Source organism: Chryseobacterium binzhouense (genome assembly GCF_007474545.1).
In the GTDB taxonomy this organism is placed as follows: domain Bacteria; phylum Bacteroidota; class Bacteroidia; order Flavobacteriales; family Weeksellaceae; genus Chryseobacterium; species Chryseobacterium binzhouense.
Genome location: NZ_VKOG01000003.1, coordinates 51836 through 73059, shown reverse-complemented (window position 1 = coordinate 73059; position 21224 = coordinate 51836). Strand labels below are relative to the sequence as shown.

The 21224-nt window shown below is 34.9% G+C and carries 20 protein-coding genes; 11 read left to right on the top strand and 9 right to left on the bottom strand.

Annotated elements, in window-relative coordinates; all coding sequences use genetic code 11:
* Positions 1-249: 249 nt before the first annotated feature.
* A complete protein-coding gene (locus FNE73_RS09030; protein ID WP_130913537.1) occupies positions 250-420 on the bottom strand; it encodes a lmo0937 family membrane protein in 171 nt (56 codons plus the stop codon).
* Positions 421-630: 210 nt separating this feature from the next.
* On the opposite strand from FNE73_RS09030, the gene FNE73_RS09025 reads away from it, so the two are divergent.
* The 6 genes from FNE73_RS09025 (at position 631) to FNE73_RS09000 (ending at position 4728) form a co-directional block, all read left to right on the top strand.
* The gene (locus tag FNE73_RS09025; RefSeq protein WP_143884301.1) at positions 631-1227 is read left to right on the top strand and encodes a Crp/Fnr family transcriptional regulator; all 597 of its coding nucleotides are present in this window, start codon (positions 631-633) and stop codon (positions 1225-1227) included.
* Between the two features lie 109 nt (positions 1228-1336).
* On the top strand, positions 1337-1789 hold the full coding sequence (locus FNE73_RS09020) for a PA2169 family four-helix-bundle protein (RefSeq protein ID WP_089744456.1): 453 nt from the start codon (positions 1337-1339) through the stop codon (positions 1787-1789).
* Positions 1790-1909: 120 nt separating this feature from the next.
* Positions 1910-2167 (top strand): hypothetical protein, encoded by a 258-nt coding sequence (locus tag FNE73_RS09015; RefSeq protein WP_143884300.1) that lies wholly within the window; start codon positions 1910-1912, stop codon positions 2165-2167.
* Positions 2168-2217: 50 nt separating this feature from the next.
* Positions 2218-2427 carry a hypothetical protein gene (locus tag FNE73_RS09010; RefSeq protein ID WP_143884299.1) on the top strand — a complete coding sequence of 70 codons (210 nt, stop codon included), beginning with the start codon at positions 2218-2220 and terminating at the stop codon, positions 2425-2427.
* 301 nt (positions 2428-2728) lie between these two features.
* A complete protein-coding gene (locus tag FNE73_RS09005; protein ID WP_143884298.1) occupies positions 2729-4192 on the top strand; it encodes an OmpA family protein in 1464 nt (487 codons plus the stop codon).
* Between the two features lie 158 nt (positions 4193-4350).
* Positions 4351-4728, top strand: a complete 378-nt coding sequence (locus FNE73_RS09000; RefSeq protein ID WP_143884297.1) for a response regulator — start codon at positions 4351-4353, stop codon at positions 4726-4728.
* 53 nt (positions 4729-4781) lie between these two features.
* Here the strand turns inward: FNE73_RS09000 and FNE73_RS08995 are convergent, their stop codons facing one another.
* The 3 genes from FNE73_RS08995 to FNE73_RS08985 are packed head-to-tail and all read right to left on the bottom strand — an operon-like array spanning position 4782 to position 6144.
* Positions 4782-5378, bottom strand: coding sequence for a YciE/YciF ferroxidase family protein (locus FNE73_RS08995; RefSeq protein WP_143884296.1), 597 nt, complete (start codon positions 5376-5378; stop codon positions 4782-4784).
* Between the two features lie 56 nt (positions 5379-5434).
* Positions 5435-5659: a hypothetical protein gene (locus tag FNE73_RS08990; RefSeq protein ID WP_143884295.1), complete on the bottom strand. Its 225-nt coding sequence runs from the start codon at positions 5657-5659 to the stop codon at positions 5435-5437.
* Positions 5660-5679: 20 nt separating this feature from the next.
* A complete protein-coding gene (locus FNE73_RS08985) occupies positions 5680-6144 on the bottom strand; it encodes a PA2169 family four-helix-bundle protein (RefSeq protein WP_143884294.1) in 465 nt (154 codons plus the stop codon).
* Positions 6145-6540: 396 nt separating this feature from the next.
* Here FNE73_RS08985 and FNE73_RS08980 point away from each other — a divergent pair, with 396 nt between their 5' ends.
* The 3 genes from FNE73_RS08980 to FNE73_RS08970 all read left to right on the top strand — a co-directional run bounded on the left by FNE73_RS08980 (position 6541) and on the right by FNE73_RS08970 (position 9807).
* Complete coding sequence (locus tag FNE73_RS08980) at positions 6541-7137, top strand: Crp/Fnr family transcriptional regulator (RefSeq protein ID WP_143884293.1); 597 nt, start codon at positions 6541-6543, stop codon at positions 7135-7137.
* Positions 7138-7264: 127 nt separating this feature from the next.
* Positions 7265-7492 (top strand): hypothetical protein, encoded by a 228-nt coding sequence (locus FNE73_RS08975; protein ID WP_143884292.1) that lies wholly within the window; start codon positions 7265-7267, stop codon positions 7490-7492.
* A 173-nt stretch (positions 7493-7665) separates the two neighbouring features.
* A complete protein-coding gene (locus FNE73_RS08970; RefSeq protein ID WP_143884291.1) occupies positions 7666-9807 on the top strand; it encodes a catalase in 2142 nt (713 codons plus the stop codon).
* Positions 9808-9992: 185 nt separating this feature from the next.
* Here FNE73_RS08970 and FNE73_RS08965 read toward each other — a convergent pair whose 3' ends face one another.
* The gene (locus tag FNE73_RS08965; protein ID WP_143884290.1) at positions 9993-10814 is read right to left on the bottom strand and encodes an SMI1/KNR4 family protein; all 822 of its coding nucleotides are present in this window, start codon (positions 10812-10814) and stop codon (positions 9993-9995) included.
* Between the two features lie 226 nt (positions 10815-11040).
* Positions 11041-12231 carry a hypothetical protein gene (locus FNE73_RS08960; protein ID WP_143884289.1) on the bottom strand — a complete coding sequence of 397 codons (1191 nt, stop codon included), beginning with the start codon at positions 12229-12231 and terminating at the stop codon, positions 11041-11043.
* A 303-nt stretch (positions 12232-12534) separates the two neighbouring features.
* Between FNE73_RS08960 and FNE73_RS08955 the strand changes: the two genes are divergently transcribed.
* Complete coding sequence (locus FNE73_RS08955; RefSeq protein ID WP_130913526.1) at positions 12535-12711, top strand: histone H1; 177 nt, start codon at positions 12535-12537, stop codon at positions 12709-12711.
* Between the two features lie 65 nt (positions 12712-12776).
* On the opposite strand, the gene FNE73_RS08950 is transcribed toward FNE73_RS08955, so the two are convergent.
* On the bottom strand, positions 12777-13355 hold the full coding sequence (locus tag FNE73_RS08950; protein WP_143884288.1) for an RDD family protein: 579 nt from the start codon (positions 13353-13355) through the stop codon (positions 12777-12779).
* A 10-nt stretch (positions 13356-13365) separates the two neighbouring features.
* Positions 13366-15489: a Tex family protein gene (locus FNE73_RS08945; RefSeq protein WP_143884287.1), complete on the bottom strand. Its 2124-nt coding sequence runs from the start codon at positions 15487-15489 to the stop codon at positions 13366-13368.
* A 431-nt stretch (positions 15490-15920) separates the two neighbouring features.
* On the opposite strand from FNE73_RS08945, the gene FNE73_RS08940 reads away from it, so the two are divergent.
* Positions 15921-20447, top strand: coding sequence for a fibronectin type III domain-containing protein (locus FNE73_RS08940; protein ID WP_143884286.1), 4527 nt, complete (start codon positions 15921-15923; stop codon positions 20445-20447).
* Between the two features lie 133 nt (positions 20448-20580).
* Here FNE73_RS08940 and coaE read toward each other — a convergent pair whose 3' ends face one another.
* Positions 20581-21219: a dephospho-CoA kinase gene (gene coaE / locus FNE73_RS08935; RefSeq protein WP_143884285.1), complete on the bottom strand. Its 639-nt coding sequence runs from the start codon at positions 21217-21219 to the stop codon at positions 20581-20583.
* Positions 21220-21224 lie beyond the last annotated feature (5 nt).

Genomic DNA, 21224 nt, shown 5'->3' with positions numbered 1-21224 from the left:
TATTTTCTTTGGCAAACAAGTGTGGGTAGCATTTATAAATATTAACGTAAAAATTTATAAAACTAGAATGGTATATAGATTTTTAAATGATTGATTTTCAAATATTTGAAAATTAAATAATAATTTGATGATATATAGACTGAACCCTCCGGTTATATAACTAAAAAATACTCTTTTTTATTGTTTCTTAGTTAAAAGCAAAAAAAAAACAGCCGATTGACAGCTGTTTATTCTTTTAATTTGTTTAGTTTAATTAAGTGGTTTTCGTCCCGTAAGTAAATTAATCACGATAACGATTACTGCAATTACTAATAAGACATGTACTAAACTTCCTGTGTCCATTCCGGGAATAATTCCCAACATTCCTAAAAGCCATGCAATGATGCAGATAACGGCTACAAGCCACAAAATACTTCTCATAATATATAATTTTTATTTGGTTGTACTCATACAATACACTTTTTATGCCTTTATGTAGTTTTATTCAAAAAAATTGCAAAATTTTTTAAAAAATAGAAATATGCTTGGTTTTTATACATTAAAATTATTCCTGCATTGGAATAATTGTTGTTAGATGTTTACAACAGATACTTTCTTTGAATACTTTATTAAACCTAAAAAAATTAAGCTATGCTGATACATGAAGATCTTCTTATGAGATACGGAGCAGAAACCGAAACTTTTCAGCCGTCCCATGTTATTTTTAGTGAAGGAGATAGTCCCCGATACTATTATCAGATTGTAGAAGGAAGAATTAAGCTCAACAATTATAACGAAGAAGGTAAAGAACTTATTTTTGCGATTTTGGAAAAAGGATTAAGTGTTTGTGAACTTTTGCTTTTTATTGATAAAACATATCCTGTAAATGCAATTACGTTCGAAGAATGTACAATTTTGAAACTACCTAAAGCAAAATTTGAGATGTTATTAGATGAAAATCCTCATGTATCCAGGGATATCAATAAGTTTCTTTCAGAAAGACTTTATCACAAATATATAATGCTTGATAACAATTCTTCTTTAAGACCAGCAGTAAGAGTGAAAGGAGCTTTAGATTACTATAGAAGCTATAATGAGGATTCCGAAAAATTTGAATATGAAATTCCTCTTACGCGCCAACAGCTGGCTTCTTTAACGGCATTACGTGTGGAAACAGTTATCCGTACTGTGAAACAGCTGGAAAAAGAAAACTTTCTAAAAATTATCAATCGTAAAATTTATGTTTAAAAAAAAATAATTGACTTAAAAAGATACCACATCTTTAATTTTTAATTATAAAATGCCTTTTATGGTATGGTCGTTGCAAGAAAGTAAACACATCACAAAAAATATTTTTATGCAAAACGAAAGAACAGTTTCAGTATTAAACGATCTACTGAACATTACGAACGACAGAATTGAAGGATTTTCTAAAGTAGAAGACAAAGTTTGGGAAACGTATTCTCCTTTGAAAGCAGATTACGATCAAATGGTAAGTCAGTCGCAAACCATGAAATCTGAACTGATGAGTCTTATCCGTGAAAAAGGAGGAGATGCAGACAATACTACAAGTACAGCAGGAGCAATCCACAGAGCATGGATTGATGTTAAAAATTCATTTTCCGGTGATAAAACAGAGTCTACTTTAGAAAATGTGGTTTTTGGTGAAGAAGCAGCAATAGACGCCTATCAGGATGCTTTAGACAGTGGAGATTTGTGTCCGGAAAGCTCAAGAATTGTGAGCGATCAGCTTCATCATCTAAAATCTTCTTATAACAAATTCAGTAATTTAAACGAAATGAAAAATTAGAATTCAAATTTTTAATTTTTGATTTTTGATTTTGTGATCCATATTGATCACATGTTACAATTTTGCAATCCTAAAGAGTGATTTTTAGGATTGTTTTTTTTAATACCTAATAAATAATCTATGGAAATAACTTTTGAGCTAAAAAAAGAATTTATTGATAATACTTCACTTATTCAAAACGTAAGAGTTCTATATAAAAAAAGAAAAGTCGTTGAAGGTAAACCTGCTGTTATAACGCATGATCCTTTTGAAGTTACCATATATAATCTTGACAATAAAGATGAAGATAATAAAAGTCATATAATTGATTTTGAATCTGCTGTCGAAATTGCCATCATTTTCTCGGATGAATCTATAAAAGTTTTTAGAGACGAGTGAGTTCTGTGGCATGCTGATTGCAAAGGGAAGATAGACCAATCAGAATATATATGAATCCATCTACTATTAATAATCAGGAAATTTCTGTAACACTTGCTCTGCTGGATAATGATCTACAGCAAATACTTCATTACTGTAAAAAATACAGCTGGAAGTTTAAAATGATTAATTCTAATAATATTCAGCTTTTTGTACCGTCAAATTCTCTGCATCTTTTGTTCTATTTGGGACGTGAAATTTTTTCAAGGTCTTGTGCTTAAATTATCAATTACCATAAATGTATTATTGTATTATTTTCATTGAGAAATATATAAATCAATCATTTTGAAAAAAATTAATTATTTATCAACTTTTATAAATTGTTATTTTTTTAATAATACAACATGATTTAAATAATAAACTTAAAACTATCATTTTGTTTCTTTGGTATGGTAATTGGATATGAGACGGCACACTACTTATGTTAATTTTCTAATGTTTTATCATAAAATTTTATAATTAACATCTGTTCAATTTTCAATTTTTTTTTTTAAGAATTAAACAATCAAATAAATAAATTATATGAAATCAAAACTAGCAATTTTATCGCTTGCCATTGCAGTTCCTACTGCAGCATTGGCGCAGGATTCTTTACAAGTTGTGGATAATACTGAATATCCGAACACATTTAGTTCTGGTTCTGCCAATGTACAACGTTTTAATCAGTCTTCTAAAAGATTCAATGACTGGTCAATCTCTTTTGGAGCCGGGGTACCGTTGATGCAGTCCGCAGATCTTACTTCAATTAAAAACGGAAACGGTAAAAATCTTTTTGGTTATTCAGCTTATTTTAGTGTTGATAAAGCTATTACTCATGCTTTCGGTCTAAAATTGCAGTATGACCGCGGTGAAACAAGACAAGGATGGTTCAATACTAAAGACGATGCGCCTGCAAACGCATCTGTTACTCAGCAGGTAGGAGCCAGAACACAGTACGATGCAATATCTTTATTGGGGGATATTAATTTCTCAAACCTTTTAAGAAGGGTTGATAACAAATCTCCTTACAGATGGGCACTTCATGGATATGCTGGTATCGGAACTTTAGCTTACAGAGCATATCAGAAAGACGAATTTGGGCAACGGTTAATGACTGAAGTGAAGCCATTCAGCGGATTTTCATTTTTCGGACAAGCGGGAGCCGGTCTTAAATATAAAATCAGCAACAGAGTAGATCTTGAAGGTAGAGTAATGTATGTTGTAACCACAGACGATCAGTTTGATGGTGGAGGAGAACAATATAGCGCTATCAACAGAAGAGAAGATCAGGTTTCAGACAATTTTTTCAATGCAACTTTAGGTCTTAGCATCAACTTAGGAAAACACGATTCTCATTTGATGTGGCATGATCCGCTACAGGAAATTTACTACAAAATGGATGTTTTGGAATCTAAAGTAAACGATCTTGAAGTATGTAAAAGCGGTGATGCCGATAATGACGGAGTTTGTGATGACTGGGACAGACAGCTTGATACTCCTGCAGGTGCAAGAGTTGACGGTGCAGGTGTTGCTTTGGATGTAGATATGGACGGAGTGATTGATTTGTATGATAAATGTGTAACTGTTCCGGGACCGGTTGAAAATCAGGGATGTCCTACAGGACCGGCAAACAATACCGGTGGAATGGTTTCTGAAGCTGAAACTAAATTAGACGGAATCGAATTTGATCTTAACTCAGATAAAATCTTACCTTCTAATACACCAATTTTAAATAATGCAGTTAATTACATCAATTCTTCAAATGGAAGTTATACTGTAATTGGTGCTACAGATACCAGAGGAACGGAAGCGTACAACCAAAATTTATCTGAAAAAAGAGCTAGAAACGTAAAAGATTATTTAGTAAGAAACGGGGTAGAGGCTACTAAGCTTAATTCTAAAGGAAATGGAAAGAAAGATCTGAAATATCCTGAATGTGACCCGGCTTCTAAATGTCCTGAATGGAAAAACAGAGCTAATAGAAGAGTATATTTTGAAGCAAAATAAAAATAATTACTTCTAAATGTGAGACTGCCATATAAAATGGCGGTCTTTTTGTTGTTATAATATATCTACTATAAGGAATTTATTTGTAATAAAACATTACTCAAGTCATAATATGGTATTTCGTTTAGGGAGTAATTTTGAAGTGAAATATTTGAGATATGAAAAAGAAAATTCTAATTTTTGACGATGATCAGTCCATTCTTGATGTTTTCAAAATTATTTTTGCAGAGAACGGTTATGAAGTGCAAATCTCCCAGACCTCTCAGGATATTCTGGATCGGGTAGGTGCTTTTTTTCCGGATTTAATTTTAATGGATAACTGGATTCCCGAGATTGGTGGAATAGGAGCATTGAAGCTTTTAAGAAATGAAGATAGTTATAAAAATATTCCGGTGATCTACATGACCGCTAACAGCGATATAAGTTCACTCGCAAAAAAGGCTCAGGCTGATGATTTTATTGCTAAACCATTTGATCTGAATAAGCTTGAAAGAATGGTTGAAAAATATCTTTATGCCGAAAGATTAAGCCATTAAAAAATATCCTTCATCGTTATTATGAAGGATATTTTTTTTTACTGTCTGAAAATTTATTTCATAGCTTTTGAATTCAGATTGGTATCAGCAATTTTCGTTAAAAGATTATTGCAGTTTTTTTCTTCGTCCAGTGTTTCAATAAGATATTTTAGACAGTCTTTTTCTTTAAGTATTTTGGCATACGCAGCTAAAGTTCCGTAAGTGGCAATTTCATAATGCTCAACTTTTTGTGCGGCAGCAATGATTCCGGCATCTCTTACTGCACCGGGCTCTGTTTCTTCCATGATACTTTTGCCTTCATCCAGCAATCCCTGCATTGCATCACATTTTTTTGCCTGCGCTTTCTTTTTTAAAGATTTAAAGCAACCTTCAAGACGGGTAATCTGTTCCTTTGTTTCTTCCAGGTGATCGCCGATTGCTTTTTTAAGTTTAGGATCTGTTGCATTTTTCTGCATTTTTGGCAGCGCTTTAGAAAGTGCCTTTTCTGCCCAATAAATATCTTTTAATGAATCTTCAAATAAATCTTTCAGATCTTTAGCTGCGTCTTTTTTTGCAGCAGTCTTCGATGATGATGTTTTTGAAGATTTTGTAGTATTTTTAGTGTTTTTCTTCGCTGTGCTTTTTTTAGCAGTTGCATTTTTTGTTTCCATAATAATATTTTAAATGATTTACTTTCATTAATTACAATTATCAGACCATGTGAAAATCAATTTTCTTTTTTAAAACTCATTACTTCATACTCATTATCCGAGGAGTAATTTTTACAGCTTTCATCATCAAAATCACTCGGATTTTTCAGGTAATCATCCATAAACTTTTTGGCATCATCTGTATTCGCAGGAGCAATGACGAGATGAAACATATCCAGAACATTTTTGTCGGCATTTTTTAATGACTCTTTTTTATGAGCTAAAGCTTCCTGATAATTCATTGTATTCTTATTTGTTTAAATTAATCTTCTCTGCTTTTATACTTTTCAATTTCACTGAACTGTTCATAAGAAATTTTAAGACTATTAAGCTGATCAGAAATTACTTTATGGCTATCGTTATCAAGATTTCCGCTTTTTAAAGCTTCTTCGTATGCTTCAATAGCATTTTTTTCACCAAAAACAACATTTTCAAGCGTTTCCATGTCTTTATTGCTTGTAGGAAGCGAATTTTTGATGTCAATCCAGGTTCTGTGAAGATTTCCCGCTACCGTAGTACTGTCATTAGGATCTCCTCCTCTTTCCGTAATAAGATTAATAATTTCAACTTTCATCATTTTAGACTGTGAAATCATTTTTTCATATTCACCTTTTAATCCGGAGTAATTTTCCCAGACTTTTCCTTCCACTTTCTCAAAACCTCTGATTCTGTCGTTGGTTATTTGTAGAAGATCGTTTAAAACATTGGTGGTTTCTGCTTTTTCCATTGTATACTTTTAGAATGAAGTTACAATTTGTATGCCTCTGAAAATGTTTGTGGTATGCAATGATATTATTTTATAAGTATAACGCCAATAATTGATGTGTTATAAACAACAGAATTTCCATACTTAAATATAAAAATAAACTTGCCCACGATTTGCAGGCAAGTTGATTCATATTAATATATTTGGTGATGGTGTACTGTATAACTTGCAATCAATATGCCAAGCATAATATATGTGGTATGTGAAAATTAAATTTTTTTTATCTTCTATTTAGCGGGTTTATGTTGCTGATCATAATTTTTTTGATGTTATTATGATACTTTTGCTGGCTTTTAAAATTCTACAGGTGTACTTACAGATACCTGACTTTCATAAAAAATAAACTTTAGAAAATTTATGGTTATAAATGAAGAAATACTCATTAAAAATGATGCTGAAATACAGCTATACAAAGCAGGTGAAACCATTTTTCTAGAAAATTCTTATCCAAAATTTTATTACCAGATTTCTAAAGGTCTTGTTAAGCTAAATACTTATCGAGACGATGGAAGCGAGTTTATACACAGTTTTCCAACCATTGGAAACTGTTTTGCCGAAACCTTTTTATGGAGTGATCATCCTTACTGCATTAATGCTGTTGCAATTGAAGATACAGAAATCTGGAAGCTTTCCAGATCAAATTTCTTCAAACTGATAGAGTCTTGTGACGAAATTATGAAAAGCATTATGGCATATACTTCAGACAGGATGTTTTATCGTCACAAAATGCTGAGTACTTTATCAGAAAACAAACCGTCGTACAGAATCTGTAAAGTTTTTGAACTTCTGAAACACCATCATAAACAGCCGGAACCTTTCAAATATATTGTTCCTTTTTCCAGGCAGCAGCTGGCAAGTCTTACAGGTCTCAGAGTAGAGACTGTAATTCGAACCGTCAAAAAGTTAGAAAAAGAAAATCTGCTCAAAATTTGTAACGGAAAAATATGTGTATAATTTCTGATTAAATTATCTTTTCTAACGTAATCTCTTTGTAAAATAAAGTTTGATATGATTGAAGTCATAAGATGTAAGTTATTTTAAGGTTAAATTTGGATAACCAAAACCAATAAATATTACTTATATGAAAACGTATTTTTTTTGTGCCCTTATTCTTGGGCTTACTGTAATCAGCTGTTCAAAAGAAAAAACGCAGGTAGACAATCAGACTGATACTATGAATTCAGCCGATATGTCAACAGATACATCTATGGCACTTCCGCCTTCCGACACTGCAGCATTAAATGCACAGGGAAGACCGGACTCATCACAAATGATGAGAGATAGTGTTGCCTCTCCTAATCGTCGCTAAGAAAGTTTTATAATTAAAACCATTAATCTTTACAGCATTTTTGCGGATGTCTGTAATGGATACATACCTTATGTTTTAGCTGAACATTTTATTCAGCTAAAATTTTACTTTATACTTACCTGACAATAAATTTTTCAGGAAGGTATTCTTTTGAATATAATCACCAATATTTTATGAAAAAAGACAATTTAAACAATCCGAAAGTTGATCAGTTACAACAATATACCACCGATAATTCCGGTGAAAAACTGACGACAAACCAAGGCTTAAAAATCAACAACAACCAGGATTCACTCAAATCAGATGAGAGAGGAGCAACACTTCTTGAAGATTTTATCCTGAGAGAAAAAATTACCCATTTTGACCATGAAAGAATTCCAGAAAGAATTGTACATGCAAGAGGATCTGGTGCACATGGAGTTTTCAGACTCTCCAAAAGCATGGAAAAATATACCAAAGCAAAATTTTTGTCTGAAGCCGGCAAAGAAACTCCTGTTTTCGTAAGATTTTCAACAGTAGCAGGCAGCAGGGGAAGTACCGATCTTGCAAGAGATGTAAGAGGCTTTTCCATAAAATTTTATACAGAAGAAGGAAATTACGATCTTGTGGCTAATAATATACCTGTATTTTTTATACAGGATGCCATCAAGTTTCCGGATTTGGTACATGCCGTAAAGCCAGAACCTGATCATGAAATTCCACAGGCTTCGTCGGCACATGATACATTCTGGGATTTTATCTCATTAATGCCGGAAAGTATGCACATGATTATGTGGCTGATGAGCGACAGAGCCATCCCGCGAAGTTACCGAATGATGGAAGGTTTTGGTGTTCACAGCTTTAGATTCGTTAATAGTGAAGGCGTTGCATCTTTTGTTAAGTTTCATTTAAAACCAAAACTGGGAGTTCATTCTGTAGCATGGCCGGAAGCTCAGAAAATTTCAGGATTTGACCCTGATTTTCATCGTCGTGATCTTTGGGAAGCAATAGAAAAAGGAGCTTTCCCGGAATGGGATTTCGGAGTACAGATTGTGCCTGAGGAAAATGAATTTGATTTTGATTTTGATCTTTTGGATCCCACCAAAATTATTCCTGAAGAAGTTGTGCCCGTTGAGATTTTCGGTACATTGACTTTAGACAGAAATCCCGACAACTTTTTTGCCGAAACAGAGCAGGTTGCTTTCCATCCTGGGCATATTGTGCCGGGAATAGATTTTACCAATGACCCTCTTCTTCAGGGAAGATTGTTTTCGTATACAGATACCCAGCTTTCCAGATTAGGATCGCCGAATTTCCACGAAATTCCTATCAACAGATCAATAAATACAGTTCACAACAATCAGCGTGACGGTCATATGAGACAGCAGATTGCAAAAGGAAAGGTAAGCTATGAGCCTAATTCTATTGGCGGAGGATGTCCTTTTCAGGCAATGATAAAAGATGGCGGCTTTGCTTCGTATGGCGAAAAAATAAGCGGAACAAAGATCAGAGCAAGAAGTGAATCTTTTGTTGATCATTATTCTCAGGCAAAATTGTTTTACAACAGTCAGGCGGATTATGAAAAAGAACACTTGCAGAAAGCTTTAATTTTTGAATTGACCAAAGTAACAATTCCGGCAATTCGTGAGAGAATGGTAAGTCAGCTTAACTTTATTGATAAGGAACTGGCTCAAAAAGTAGCTTCAAAGCTTGCTGTGGAAATAAAAATATTAGAAAAACCCAACGGAAGTATTCCTGCAGATGCGGATTCCCAATCATTGCAGAGTGAAGAGCGTGAGCCTGAAACAAAAGTCTCTGAAGCATTAAGCATGGCAAATACGATAAAAGACTCCATTAAAAGCAGAAAAATTGCTTTTCTGATTGCAGACGGTTTTAACGATGAAAGTGTTTCCGGTCTTAAGAATAAACTTGAAGAGCAGGGTGGAGTAGTAGAGTTTGTAGCTCCGGAAATGATTCCGGTAAAAGGTGAAAACGGCATCACATTTATGCCTCATCATTCCATTACAAGTACGGCAAGCGTTTGTTTTGATGCTGTGTATGTGGTTTCTGGAGAAAATTCTACCCATCATTGGGTTCAACCTGATTATAAAAACGGCGTACTGGATTTCATCAATGAAGCTTACCGTCACTGTAAGGCAATTTATTTCGGGAATCATACAGAGCTTATTTATGATCACACGGACATTTATACCAAAAAACATGAGGATTATGCAGTAATTCTCGAGGAAAACAACTGTGGAGATCAGAATTTCATTTCAGCAATTGCCTCTCACAGAGCCTGGAAGCTGGAAAAACAAAGAAACGGAATGAAATAAAAAAAGATGACAACTGTATGAAGGTCATTTTAGATCCTTGATCATAGAATATGATATTTTGATACTTAAAGCACTTTGTATTTTTACAAGGTGCTTTTATTTGTTATCGGTCAAAGCAAAATAAATCACATAAAGCCAGCCCAAAATTCCGTGGAGAATAGCCATAACCTTGTTGTCTGTAGTTTTTATTTAAAAAAATTTAAAAATACTTTTAATAGCGATTGTTTTTTTTCAGAATTGTATTTTTTTTGCTGTATTTTACTATCTTCTGTAGTAATTTTTCCTGATTTTTTATTACTTTGTTCAGGCTTATTATCATTCAATATTTTATCAAAGGTATTTTTATTAGGTAAATAATAATTGAGAAAATACTGGTTTAGTTGATTAACTAAACTATTGTCATTTTTATTATCATCAATTTTTTCTTTTATTTGATTTAGACCTTTGACCCAGCAAATATATTTATTCCGAATATATTTTTCAGTATCTTTTATTTTACTTGAAACAAAATGAAAAGACGCTGTATGATTTTGTAATATTTCTCTAAAAAATAGATTCATTAAATCTGTAAATGATTCTGTTCTAATTGATAAATTCTCTCCATTTTTTTTATCCCAACACTCACTCATAATCCAAACTTGAGGGTTTTCATTTTCCGTAAAAATTAAAGATATATAATCATTTCTTCTTTCTGAAATTACTACAAACTCATCTTCTAATTCCAAGGAATTATTGCTAAATACTTCATTTGCAAATTCATTGATATAATCTAAATCCTCAAATGCCATATTTTCGGCATTCATAAATTCAAATAAAAAAGATTTTCCAATACTTCGCAAAAATTCTTCATATGCAAGTGGAAAATTTTCTTTTTTAGATTTTATACTTTCTATTTCTTCCTCTGTACAACCAAGTATTCTTTTATCCTTATCAATATTAAGAATTGTTAGATAATATTTTAAAGTTTCAAAATATTCTTTGTATAAATTTTTTTCAATTTTTTCCAATTTTGCGTGGTTAGTGTAAAATTACAGATAGAGGTTTGGGGCTTGGCGACAGTGGCGGAAAAGGAAGTACAAAAATTCACTTTTGCACCACAGTAGCATAAGCTGATTTCAATTTGCTAATTTATGAAAAAGAAAATAAAATCGGCTTATGCGGCGAAAGATGTGTAAATGTTGAAGTTATAACTTTAACCCTCCATTTCGCCAAACCCTTGTTATGGCCAGTTATTTAGTCGATTCTATTCTTAAATCTTAGAAAAGTGTCATTTAGTAACCACTTTAATGATACCATTTCCATAAAAGTTCTAAAAAAGAAATGTTCAGACATACTAAATGATGAGACTTCATTTTTTTCATTTTTAGATTTAAAGGTAAAAGCGTAATCTTCCATTTTAGCTCTTTCTACATTATATCCGTAATTTTCTGAAATTTTTTCGATTGCCGAGAAATCTATAAAAACTATCACATTTATATTTCCTTCCAAAAAATCCCAATAATGTTCCGCTGAATTGAATAATAACGAAAATGGATAATATCCATATCCCATAAATTTATACATGTTTAAATGAAAAAAATATGGAGTTGTAAAACCTTCTCCTTTTACAACACTATCAAGTACTTCATTCGTGTCAAATTCTTTAAATGCAACTATACATGAAAATCCATCTTCAAATTTATAAGAATCGTATCCTTTAACCCTTGCTGATTCAAGTAAATTGCTAAATTCTTTTTGATAATTAATCTCATCACTGCACAATGCGACTCTTCGCATAATCTGCCCATCTTCACCATATAAATTAACAATTTCGTCCTCCTCAAGATATTTATATAGTTTATTTGTCTTCTCGGCTTGTCTTCGAATCCTTTCATTGTCCATTTCACTAGATTTAGCCTCAATAGGGAAAAATCCATCCTCGGTTATCATAGTTACATCTGCATATTTTAAAACAGATGTCAAATCATTAAGAATAGCAATTAAACCATTTTTAAACGAATGTCTTAATATTTTTTTCTCTAGAATTAAACCTTTCTTTCCAGAAAGAAATCCTGGTGATTCTTTAAAATTCTGTGGTTTAATATCAAGTTTATGAATAAAGGTAAAAGCAATACCGTCTCCAATACTTTTTAAAATCAAAAGAAGCCAATGATATTCATCTATATTATAGTCTAATTCTTTAATTTTACTTTTTACATTTATCGATTCTTCTTTTGATAATCTTTGTGCTGGATTTTTTCTTACCCTTTGTAATTCCTTAATTTCTTCTTTACATGTTCGAATTCTATTTTCAATGTAAATAGTTTTACTTAAGAGTTTTTCCTGTAGAATTAACCATTTTTCGATATTCTCGAAAGGATTTATTTTTGATTCATGGAGGTTTGATAAAAGTTCTAATATGCTTTTTTTGTATCTTCCAGTCATTCTCTGCTGTTTGTATAATTGGCTATATCTTCTACATTCACGCATTGCGTCAACCCACCATTAACGCAATGCGTAAATCTAGATTATAATTTCTCAAATATAAGAAAACCCACTTAACAAAAATTAAGGTTTTCCGTAATAAATTCTGCTCTGCCACGTTGCTGCAATGCATTTTTCGCTCTCAAATGCCATTAAAGGCTGAAGAAAATACCATAAATATTCATTTTACATGGTTTTTTTCTTTTTGATGTTAGGCGGAAACCATCTGAAAGCATATATTTGCATCCTAAAATTATTATAAACATGAAAGAACTTATCGAAAAAATCAACGCGGAGTTTGAAGCGTTTACAACAGAAGCAAGCCAACAAGCAGAAAAAGGTAACAAGGCAGCAGGTACAAGAGCTCGTAAATCAGCTTTGGAACTAAGCAAATTGTTCAAAGAATTCAGAAAAGTTTCTGTTGAAGAATCAAAAAAATAATAATGAAGCCGGCTCTAAAAGCCGGCTCTGTTTTTTTATTGTAAAATTCAGGTAAAAATAACTTTTCAGTCGATACGATGACTGTTGTTTGCTGATCGGGTGTCTTCCAGAAGACTTTTTATTTCCGTTATCTTGCTTTCTTTGATAATATATGTTGTACACATTTTATTGTTCAGATGCATGCTAAAGTGCATTTGTATTGTGGTACGTGTTCCCATGGCAATACTTCCGGAAGTTGCTTCAGAAAAAGTGGGGTAAAGATTAGCCAGGCATAAAATATTTCTCTTTAACGAAGTCCGAAAATCGGGATGATTTCCTTCATCATCAATAACTTTTATCCTAAATATCTTTTTTCCCAAAGTAGTTCCGAAATAAAACTCGGACAGCGCTCCTAAAATAATGACACAAACTATGGACAGCAATATGCCCGCAATGATTTGTATGCTGAATGCATAATGAAAGATAACAACAAATAATGCCATATCTATCCATTTTGCAAACAGTCTCTGGGTTTCATTTCCTTTAAACCCCGGATTATACGGTAAATAATATTCGTAAGAATGATAAATCCTATTTCCGTAATCATCAAAGCTGAGCGTAGGTCTGTGGATAATTTTTCTTTCCTTTATTTCTGAAATTTTCAATTGAAGTGTATTACAAAATCATACTTAGCTGAATCCTTTTTCTGGCTTCATCTATCTCGGTTACTTTTACCTGAACGTGCTGGTGAAGTTTTACCACTTCGTTTACATCGGAAACGAAGCCGTCTTTCAACTGAGAAATATGTACCAGACCGCTTTCTTTAATTCCGAGGTCTACAAAACATCCAAAAGCAGTAATATTATTGACAATTCCTGGAAGAATCATTCCGATTTTCAGATCTGAAATCTTTTTCACGGAAGGGTCAAATTCAAATACTTTAGCCGCTTTTCTGGGATCAAGTCCGGGTTTTTCCAGCTCTTTCAGGATATCTTGTATTCCTAAAATCCCGATTTGGTCTGTAATGTATTTTTCAGGCTGAATCAAAGCAATCTTCTGTTTGTCAGCAATAAGTTCGTTTGTTTTTATGCCTAAATCTTTTGCCATTTTTTCAACAATTCCGTAGGCTTCGGGATGTACGGCAGAATTATCCAGCGGATTTTTGGCATGATGAATTCTTACGAAAGCCGCTGCCTGCTGAAAGGCTTTTTCGCCCAGTCTCGGAACTTTTTTTAATTGTTTCCGGTCTTCAAATGCGCCGTTTTCTGTCCGGTAATTCACAATGTTTTCTGCCATTTTTTCTCCGATTCCCGAAACGTAGCTTAATAAAGATTTGCTGGCTGTATTCAGATTAATTCCAACTGAGTTAACGCATTTCATTACCGTAGAATCCAGTTCGTTTTTTAGTAAAGTCTGATCTACATCATGTTGATATTGCCCGACTCCGATTGATTTTGCATCAATTTTTACCAGTTCAGCCAAAGGATCAGAAAGTCTTCGTCCGATAGAAACAGCTCCGCGAACGGTAACATCGAAACTCGGAAATTCATCTCTTGCAATTTTGCTTGCAGAATAAACCGATGCGCCCGCTTCTGAAACTACAAAAACCTGAATAGGCTTCTCAAAACCGATTTTTTTGATGAAAAATTCCGTTTCCCGGCTTGCCGTTCCGTTTCCGATGGAAATTGCCTGAATGTTATAGGCATTTACCATAGAGCGGATTTTTTTCATTGACATTCCGCTCTCGTTTTGCGGAGGATGAGGATAAATGGTTTCATTGTGCAGCAAATCGCCTTTTTCATCCAGACAGACTACTTTGCACCCGCTTTTATAACCCGGATCTATGGCTAAAATTCTTTTTTCTCCCAATGGCGGAGCCAACAGAAGCTGCGCAAGATTTTCAGAAAAAATTTCGATGGCTTTTTTATCTGCTTTTTCTTTGGCTTCCTGTAGGGCTTCATTAGAAATTGCCGGCTCCAGTAATCTTTTGTAGCTGTCTTTTATAGCTAATGAAATCTGCTCAGAACACTCGTTATCAGATTTTATAATTGCGTTTTCAATAAATTCTAATGCTTCGTCTTTGTCGATACTGATGTTGGTTCTCACAAAGCCTTCTGCTTCTGCTCTCAGCATTGCCAAAAGTCGATGAGAAGGAGTTCTGGTGAGGCTTTCTTCCCATTCAAAATATTGAGAAAATTTTTGTGCAGCTTCCTCGTCTTTTTTTGCTTTTACAGCCTTGGAAGTGATCATGGCTTTCCTCTGGAAAAGCCGGCGCAGATTTTTTCGGACATACATGTTTTCGTTAATCCATTCTGCAATGATGTCTCTTGCTCCCTGTAAAGCGTCTTCTTCGGAAGATACATTTTCATTCAGATATTTTGAGGCTAAAAACTGTATATCATCTGCTTTTTGGCTCATGATGATTTTTGCCAGTGGCTCAAGTCCTTTTTCTTTGGCTGCATCAGCTTTTGTTTTTTTGCGTTTTTTAAAAGGTAAATATAAATCTTCAATCTCCTGAATGTCAAAACTTTGTTCAATTTTTTGTTTCAGATCTGCGGTTAAAGAATTTTGTTCTTCAATAGACTTCAGAACAGCTTCTTTTCTTTTAACAATATCTTCAAACTGCTTATTAAGCTTTAAAATCTGCTCAATTTGTGTTTCGTCCAAATTTCCCGTTGCATCTTTTCGGTAACGGGCAATGAAAGGGACGGTGCAATCTTCAGATAAAAGTCTGATTGTTGCCGTTATACTTTTTTCCGGTACAGTAACGTTATTTTTTATGTAGGCTATTGCGTTCATTGTCATTTTTAGGATGGCTAAATTACTGGTTTTTTATTAAAGCTTTGAGATATCATTTGCATTAATTATTTCTGCCTGAAACTATTTTGTTTTAAAAGAAAAATTTTCTGTAATTAGTTTTTTTACTAATACTGACAATTTAATGTTATTTTAATATTTGAATATTTAAAATATAGTTTTTTTTTATTTTGGGGTATTTTTTGATAAATAATTAGTGATTAATTTGCTTTATTTTTGTTAATATTTTAAAATAAATACATCTTTTTTTATATTTTAATTAAAATAAAAAACCTATATTTGGTTTCAATAACAAATAAATTATCGCCTATGGGGAAAACCTCTACTATTTTTATTTCTATTACGAAAAATTTAAAATTTCTTAGTCGAAGAAGTTTTTTAAACAAATTACTAATCCATTATTCTAAACAATTATGAACAGATTTCTAATGATTCTGGGACTCTTGCTGTGTATGCAGTTCAAGGTTTCGGCACAAACCTGTGCGCCGTTACCCGTCCCGTTTTTACAGTCGTTCAGCACGGGATCACTTCCTGCCTGCTGGACAAACCAAAATCCCACAACAACATCCACTAGTGCAAACGCAAGATGGAAATTTAGCGGTTCTGCAGGTTATGGAGCCACTGGAAACGGAGGTAAACCTGCGGGAACTTTTGCGTGGGTAGATGCAAGCTCGCCTTATACCAACGAAAATAATGTTGAGCTTATCAGTCCGCAGATTAATCTTACAGGACTTACGAATCCTTATGTGAAATTTGAATGGTTTAAAAATCATCTCACTTCATCTACAGGAACGCTTCCTAATTACTCAAACAATGAACTCAAACTGGCTGTTAACGATGGTAGTGGTTGGGTTCAGATTTGGTCTGATAACAGCAACGATTCTGGTTGGAGAACGGTAGGTGTTGCTTTGGCTGCAAGTTATGTTGGATCTACTGTACAGCTTAAATTTACAGTTGATAAAGACGTGTCGGGTAATGGTTATTTTTACGATGATGTGCTTTTGGATGAGATCCAGGTGATTCAGGCTCCGAGCTGTTTTGAGCCGGTTACTCTTCCTGTGTCTAATGTACAGCCGACTTCAGGTACGCTAAACTGGGCTGCGCCTTTGGCTCCTGCTCCTGCTCCTGCAGGTGGTTATGAGTATTATTACTCAACTACTAATACTCCACCAACAGCCGGAACAGTCGGAACTATAATTCCGGGGACATCGGCTTCGATTTCTCCTCTGGTTTCAGGAACAACTTATTACTGGTGGGTGAGATCGGTATGCTCTGCTTCTGATAAGTCAGTCTGGGTGGAAGGAGAACCTTTTACACCGGGTCAGATTGGTGGCGGAACTGCAACGCACGCTTTTTTACCTGTTTACTCGTGTTCAGGATTTAATTATTCTCAGCAAATCTATACAGGTGCTGAAGTTTCAGCAGCAGTAGGAACTAACAATTATATCACGTCAATCAGGTTTTTTGTATCCAGTACGGCAACAACTCAAGGAAATTATAATCAATGGGTGGTTTATATGGGCAATACTGCTCAAAATGATTTTTCTACTACAACCAGCTGGATTTCTGCAGGAGCTATGACTCAGGTTTATTCGGGAATACTTCCTGCAATGACCGCCGGAACCTGGGTGGAGATACCGCTCGCAACACCATTCCTATGGGATGGAACCAGTAATGTAGTAGTTGCGGTTGATGAAAACTCTACAGGCACATCATGTACTGCTAATTGGGGAAGTTACAGTGCAGGAGCCAATAGAGGAATGCTTTATTACAATACAACCAATAATCCTGATCCTGCCAATCCGCCAACTGCGACCAGCAGATATTCGGTTCTTCCGAGACTTCAGTTGGTAGGAACTATTTTGGCACCATGTACTAATGCGCCTCCTGCTAATGTTACGGTTAACAATGTTACCGCTACATCAGCTTCGGTTTCATGGACTGCAAGTCAGGGAGCAACTTATGTTGTACGGTACAGGGTGCTGCCTTCAGGACCTTGGCAAACGATTAATGTTACTACACCTTTTGTAAATAACGTAACGCTTTCAGGATTGATAGAGCAGACACAATATCAGGTAGAAGTGGCAACAATATGTGGAACTCAGGGAGCTTTTTCTACACCTGTTGACTTTACTACCCCTGCTCTTACGTATTGTGGCTCTGGAACAGCAACGGTAACGAATGGTTATATCAGTAATATTTCTATGATAGGTACTTATGTTCCTGCTACTAATAATCCTTCAGGACCAAGTACTTACACAGATTATTCAACAGATCCAACAAAAACAATTACTTTAATAAGAGGAACTAATAATAATACACTTTCTGTAGGAAGGTCTATTGCTTCGGGAACATATTCTACATATGCGTGGATTGATTTTAACGGAGATGGAATATTTAATAACAATCCTGTCGGAACACCGGGAGGAGAGAGGATTATGAATTTGGGATATTCTAATACAACTCCTGTTACTGCAAGTTTTTCAGTTCCTGTAGATGCATATTCTGGACCAAGTAAGATTAAGATGCGGGTGATCGTATATTTTCTTACTCCTTCCGATGCGTGTGCTAATTTAACAAGCAATGGCGAGGTAGAAGATTATGAAATTAAATTTATTGACCTTTTACCTTGTACAACAGCGCCTCCAACTCCTGTTAATGTGACCCCAACCCACAACACGGCATTAGTTTCGTGGACTCCGACTTTAGGAGCCAATTATGTTATCAGGTGGAGACTTAGTCCAAGCGGACCATGGCTTCCATCTGCAGCGGGACAGGTTTTACCAACAGGAACGCCTACCGGTCAGAGTTTTTACACGATTACAGGACTTACCGAGCAGACCGCTTATCAGGTTCAGGTTCAGACGATTTGTAACGGGACACCGGGTGCATTTGGTCCTTCTGTCAACTTTACGACACCGCCACTGTCTTACTGTCCGATGGTAGGAACAGGCACCAATGATTATATTGCCAATGTAACGGTAACGCCTGTTAACTTCCCTGTGGTAAGCAATACGACTCTTCAGACCAACTACACGAGCTATACAACTCCAGTGATCAACCTTGAAATAGGTTCTGTCGGGAACCAGATTTCAGTTGGAAAAGGGTGGGATGGTACCACTTACAGTGATGCAGTAACGGCATGGATTGATTATAACAGAGACGGAGTTTTTGCAGATAATGAAAGAATTTTAATATCAGCAGCAAGTACTACCACTCCTGTAACTGCGACATTTACAGTTCCAAACCAGCCAAGTACTTACACCGGACCGTACACTACTACTATGAGAGTAGCACTTAGACGTACAAGTGCTCCGGTTATGTGTACAGGACCAGTTAATGGAGAGGTAGAAGATTATGCGGTAAGACTCAGACCATGCAGCAATGCAACGCCTGGAACTCCTACCTTCAATACCATTACGCATACTTCAGCCAATATCGTATGGACACCGGCAGCGAATAACCTGAGCTATGTTATTCAGTACAGACCTGTAACGACTCCTGCTTCTGCATGGACTTCAGTGAATGTATCATCCATCACCGGTATTCCTCCTTATCAGCTGACAGGTTTAACGCCTGCCACGCAGTATGAGGTACAGATTGCAGCTGTTTGTAATACTTCAGTAGGAACTTTCACGCCAATCAGAACCTTTACCACTCGATGCGATCCTACGCCTCCGAATGTAGTGGTAAGCAATGTTACTGCTAACTCGGCAGTAGTAACATGGAATCCTGTTGTAGCAAGTGCGAATTATATTTTAAGATACAGAGAAGTAGGGACAGGAACATGGATCACTATTTCAGCTCCTACATTGCCACAGCCGCCATTGAACTCTTACACGATTACAGGTTTAAGTTCATTTGTAACGTATGAAGTACAGGTAGCGAATATCTGTGTTGGAGAAACCACACCGAATAACTTCTCCAATCCTCAGGTGTTTACTACGGTAAGACTGTGTCAGGTACCGCCACCGGGACTTACCATTACTCAGCTTAATCCTACCAGTGCAGTAGTGGTTTGGGATGCATTTACAGGACCTGGAGCTACAAACTCTTATATCTTCAGATACAGAAAAGTTGGAATTCCTGGCTGGAATACGATTACGGTAAACACCAATACGTATACTGTTACGGGTCTTCTTGAATTAACGAAATATGAGATGCAGGTAGCCAATGTTTGCAGTGGTACACCGGGTAACTTTACTCCTCCATACTACTTCACAACCCCAACGGTTACTTACTGTCCGATGCAATCTGCTAATTCAACTACTGAATATATTTCACAAGTTACAGCCAGACCAACGGGCAAACCTGAGATGACTAAAGTTTCTTTGGCATCCACGTATACGAATTATACTAATGATCCTGATGCTTTTATAGAAATGGTTCAGGGTTCTGCAGGTAACCAGATTGTGATCAATAAAACTCAGGCATCTGATTCTGGTGTAGCTGTTTGGATTGATTTCAACAGAAACGGAGAGTTTGATCTTAATGAGAGAATTCTTGCAGACGGACCGAACTCCAATCCTACGGCAAGTGCTACATTCACCGTTCCTGCTGATGCATTTGTAAGCATGACAGACTACAAATATGTAGTGATGAGAGTAGCGATGTCTAAAGGTTCTATACCTGTAAACTGTACAAGTTTTGCAGATGGTGAAGTGGAAGATTATACGGTAAGAATTTCTAAACTTCCTGTAGATAATGCAGTAAACCAGACAGATATTCTTATCTATCCGAACCCAGTAAGCACCATACTGAATGTTAAAAACATCAGTAAGAAAGCGAATTACAAGATTTACAGTGCTTCGGGTCAGTTAATCTCAAGCGGAATCATTTTAAACAATAAGATCGATGTAAGCAGACTAATCAACGGACTTTATGTAATAGACATTGATGACGTAAAAGGTACTGCTCAGAAAAAATTCATTAAGGAATAATCAAAATTATTCTTCTCTTGAATTGAAAAATTGAATAAGCTCTCAGAAATGAGAGCTTATTTTTTACCATCTTTAGCTATTATACAAAAAAGTCACTGAGAATTTTCAGTGACTTTGTTAATTTAAATTGTGGTTATTCTATCTCGAAAATGACTTTCTCTGTTTGTTCTTTCAGATCATCCAAATTTCCATTATTGTAAATGATATGATCAGCTAACTTAATTTTTTCTTTTTCCACCATTTGATTTTCCATGATAGACTGTACTTCCCGATAAGTTTTAAGGTCACGATCCATCACTCTCTTTATTCTGATATTATCTTCTGCGGTTACTAAAATAGATTGATAACATTCTAAATGAAGCTTTAGCTCAAACAGTAAAGCAGTTTCTTTGAAGATCAAATATTTGGTTTGATTTTTTACCCAATTCTCAAAATCAATACGAACTGCGGGATGAATAATCTTGTTTAACTGGTCTAATAGATTTTCATTCTCAAAAACTTTTTTAGCAACAAATTTCCTGTTGTAGAGCTCATTTTCATTATAAGACTCATCACCCAACAGTTCTTTTATTTTTATCTTTAATTCGGTATTATCGTTAACGATTTCTTTGGCTCTGTCATCCGAGTAATAAACCGGAAATCCACAGTTTTCTATAAATTTTGCTACAGTAGTTTTACCCGAGCCAATACCTCCTGTAAGACCAATTATTTTTGAGCTTAATGAGGGATAGGGTTCTGTTTTTTTTGATTCCGAATTCAATAAATCTTCCATAACTA

What these genes read in the sequence shown, in the direction of transcription:
- FNE73_RS09030 (WP_130913537.1), bottom strand. Translation starts at nt 420, where the DNA reads ATGAGAAGTATTTTGTGGCTTGTAGCCGTTATCTGCATCATTGCATGG.
- FNE73_RS09025 (WP_143884301.1), top strand. Translation starts at nt 631, where the DNA reads ATGCTGATACATGAAGATCTTCTTATGAGATACGGAGCAGAAACCGAA.
- FNE73_RS09020 (WP_089744456.1), top strand. Translation starts at nt 1,337, where the DNA reads ATGCAAAACGAAAGAACAGTTTCAGTATTAAACGATCTACTGAACATT.
- FNE73_RS09015 (WP_143884300.1), top strand. Translation starts at nt 1,910, where the DNA reads ATGGAAATAACTTTTGAGCTAAAAAAAGAATTTATTGATAATACTTCA.
- FNE73_RS09010 (WP_143884299.1), top strand. Translation starts at nt 2,218, where the DNA reads ATGAATCCATCTACTATTAATAATCAGGAAATTTCTGTAACACTTGCT.
- FNE73_RS09005 (WP_143884298.1), top strand. Translation starts at nt 2,729, where the DNA reads ATGAAATCAAAACTAGCAATTTTATCGCTTGCCATTGCAGTTCCTACT.
- FNE73_RS09000 (WP_143884297.1), top strand. Translation starts at nt 4,351, where the DNA reads ATGAAAAAGAAAATTCTAATTTTTGACGATGATCAGTCCATTCTTGAT.
- FNE73_RS08995 (WP_143884296.1), bottom strand. Translation starts at nt 5,378, where the DNA reads ATGGAAACAAAAAATGCAACTGCTAAAAAAAGCACAGCGAAGAAAAAC.
- FNE73_RS08990 (WP_143884295.1), bottom strand. Translation starts at nt 5,659, where the DNA reads ATGAATTATCAGGAAGCTTTAGCTCATAAAAAAGAGTCATTAAAAAAT.
- FNE73_RS08985 (WP_143884294.1), bottom strand. Translation starts at nt 6,144, where the DNA reads ATGGAAAAAGCAGAAACCACCAATGTTTTAAACGATCTTCTACAAATA.
- FNE73_RS08980 (WP_143884293.1), top strand. Translation starts at nt 6,541, where the DNA reads ATGGTTATAAATGAAGAAATACTCATTAAAAATGATGCTGAAATACAG.
- FNE73_RS08975 (WP_143884292.1), top strand. Translation starts at nt 7,265, where the DNA reads ATGAAAACGTATTTTTTTTGTGCCCTTATTCTTGGGCTTACTGTAATC.
- FNE73_RS08970 (WP_143884291.1), top strand. Translation starts at nt 7,666, where the DNA reads ATGAAAAAAGACAATTTAAACAATCCGAAAGTTGATCAGTTACAACAA.
- FNE73_RS08960 (WP_143884289.1), bottom strand. Translation starts at nt 12,231, where the DNA reads ATGACTGGAAGATACAAAAAAAGCATATTAGAACTTTTATCAAACCTC.
- FNE73_RS08955 (WP_130913526.1), top strand. Translation starts at nt 12,535, where the DNA reads ATGAAAGAACTTATCGAAAAAATCAACGCGGAGTTTGAAGCGTTTACA.
- FNE73_RS08945 (WP_143884287.1), bottom strand. Translation starts at nt 15,489, where the DNA reads ATGAACGCAATAGCCTACATAAAAAATAACGTTACTGTACCGGAAAAA.
- FNE73_RS08940 (WP_143884286.1), top strand. Translation starts at nt 15,921, where the DNA reads ATGAACAGATTTCTAATGATTCTGGGACTCTTGCTGTGTATGCAGTTC.
- coaE (WP_143884285.1), bottom strand. Translation starts at nt 21,219, where the DNA reads ATGGAAGATTTATTGAATTCGGAATCAAAAAAAACAGAACCCTATCCC.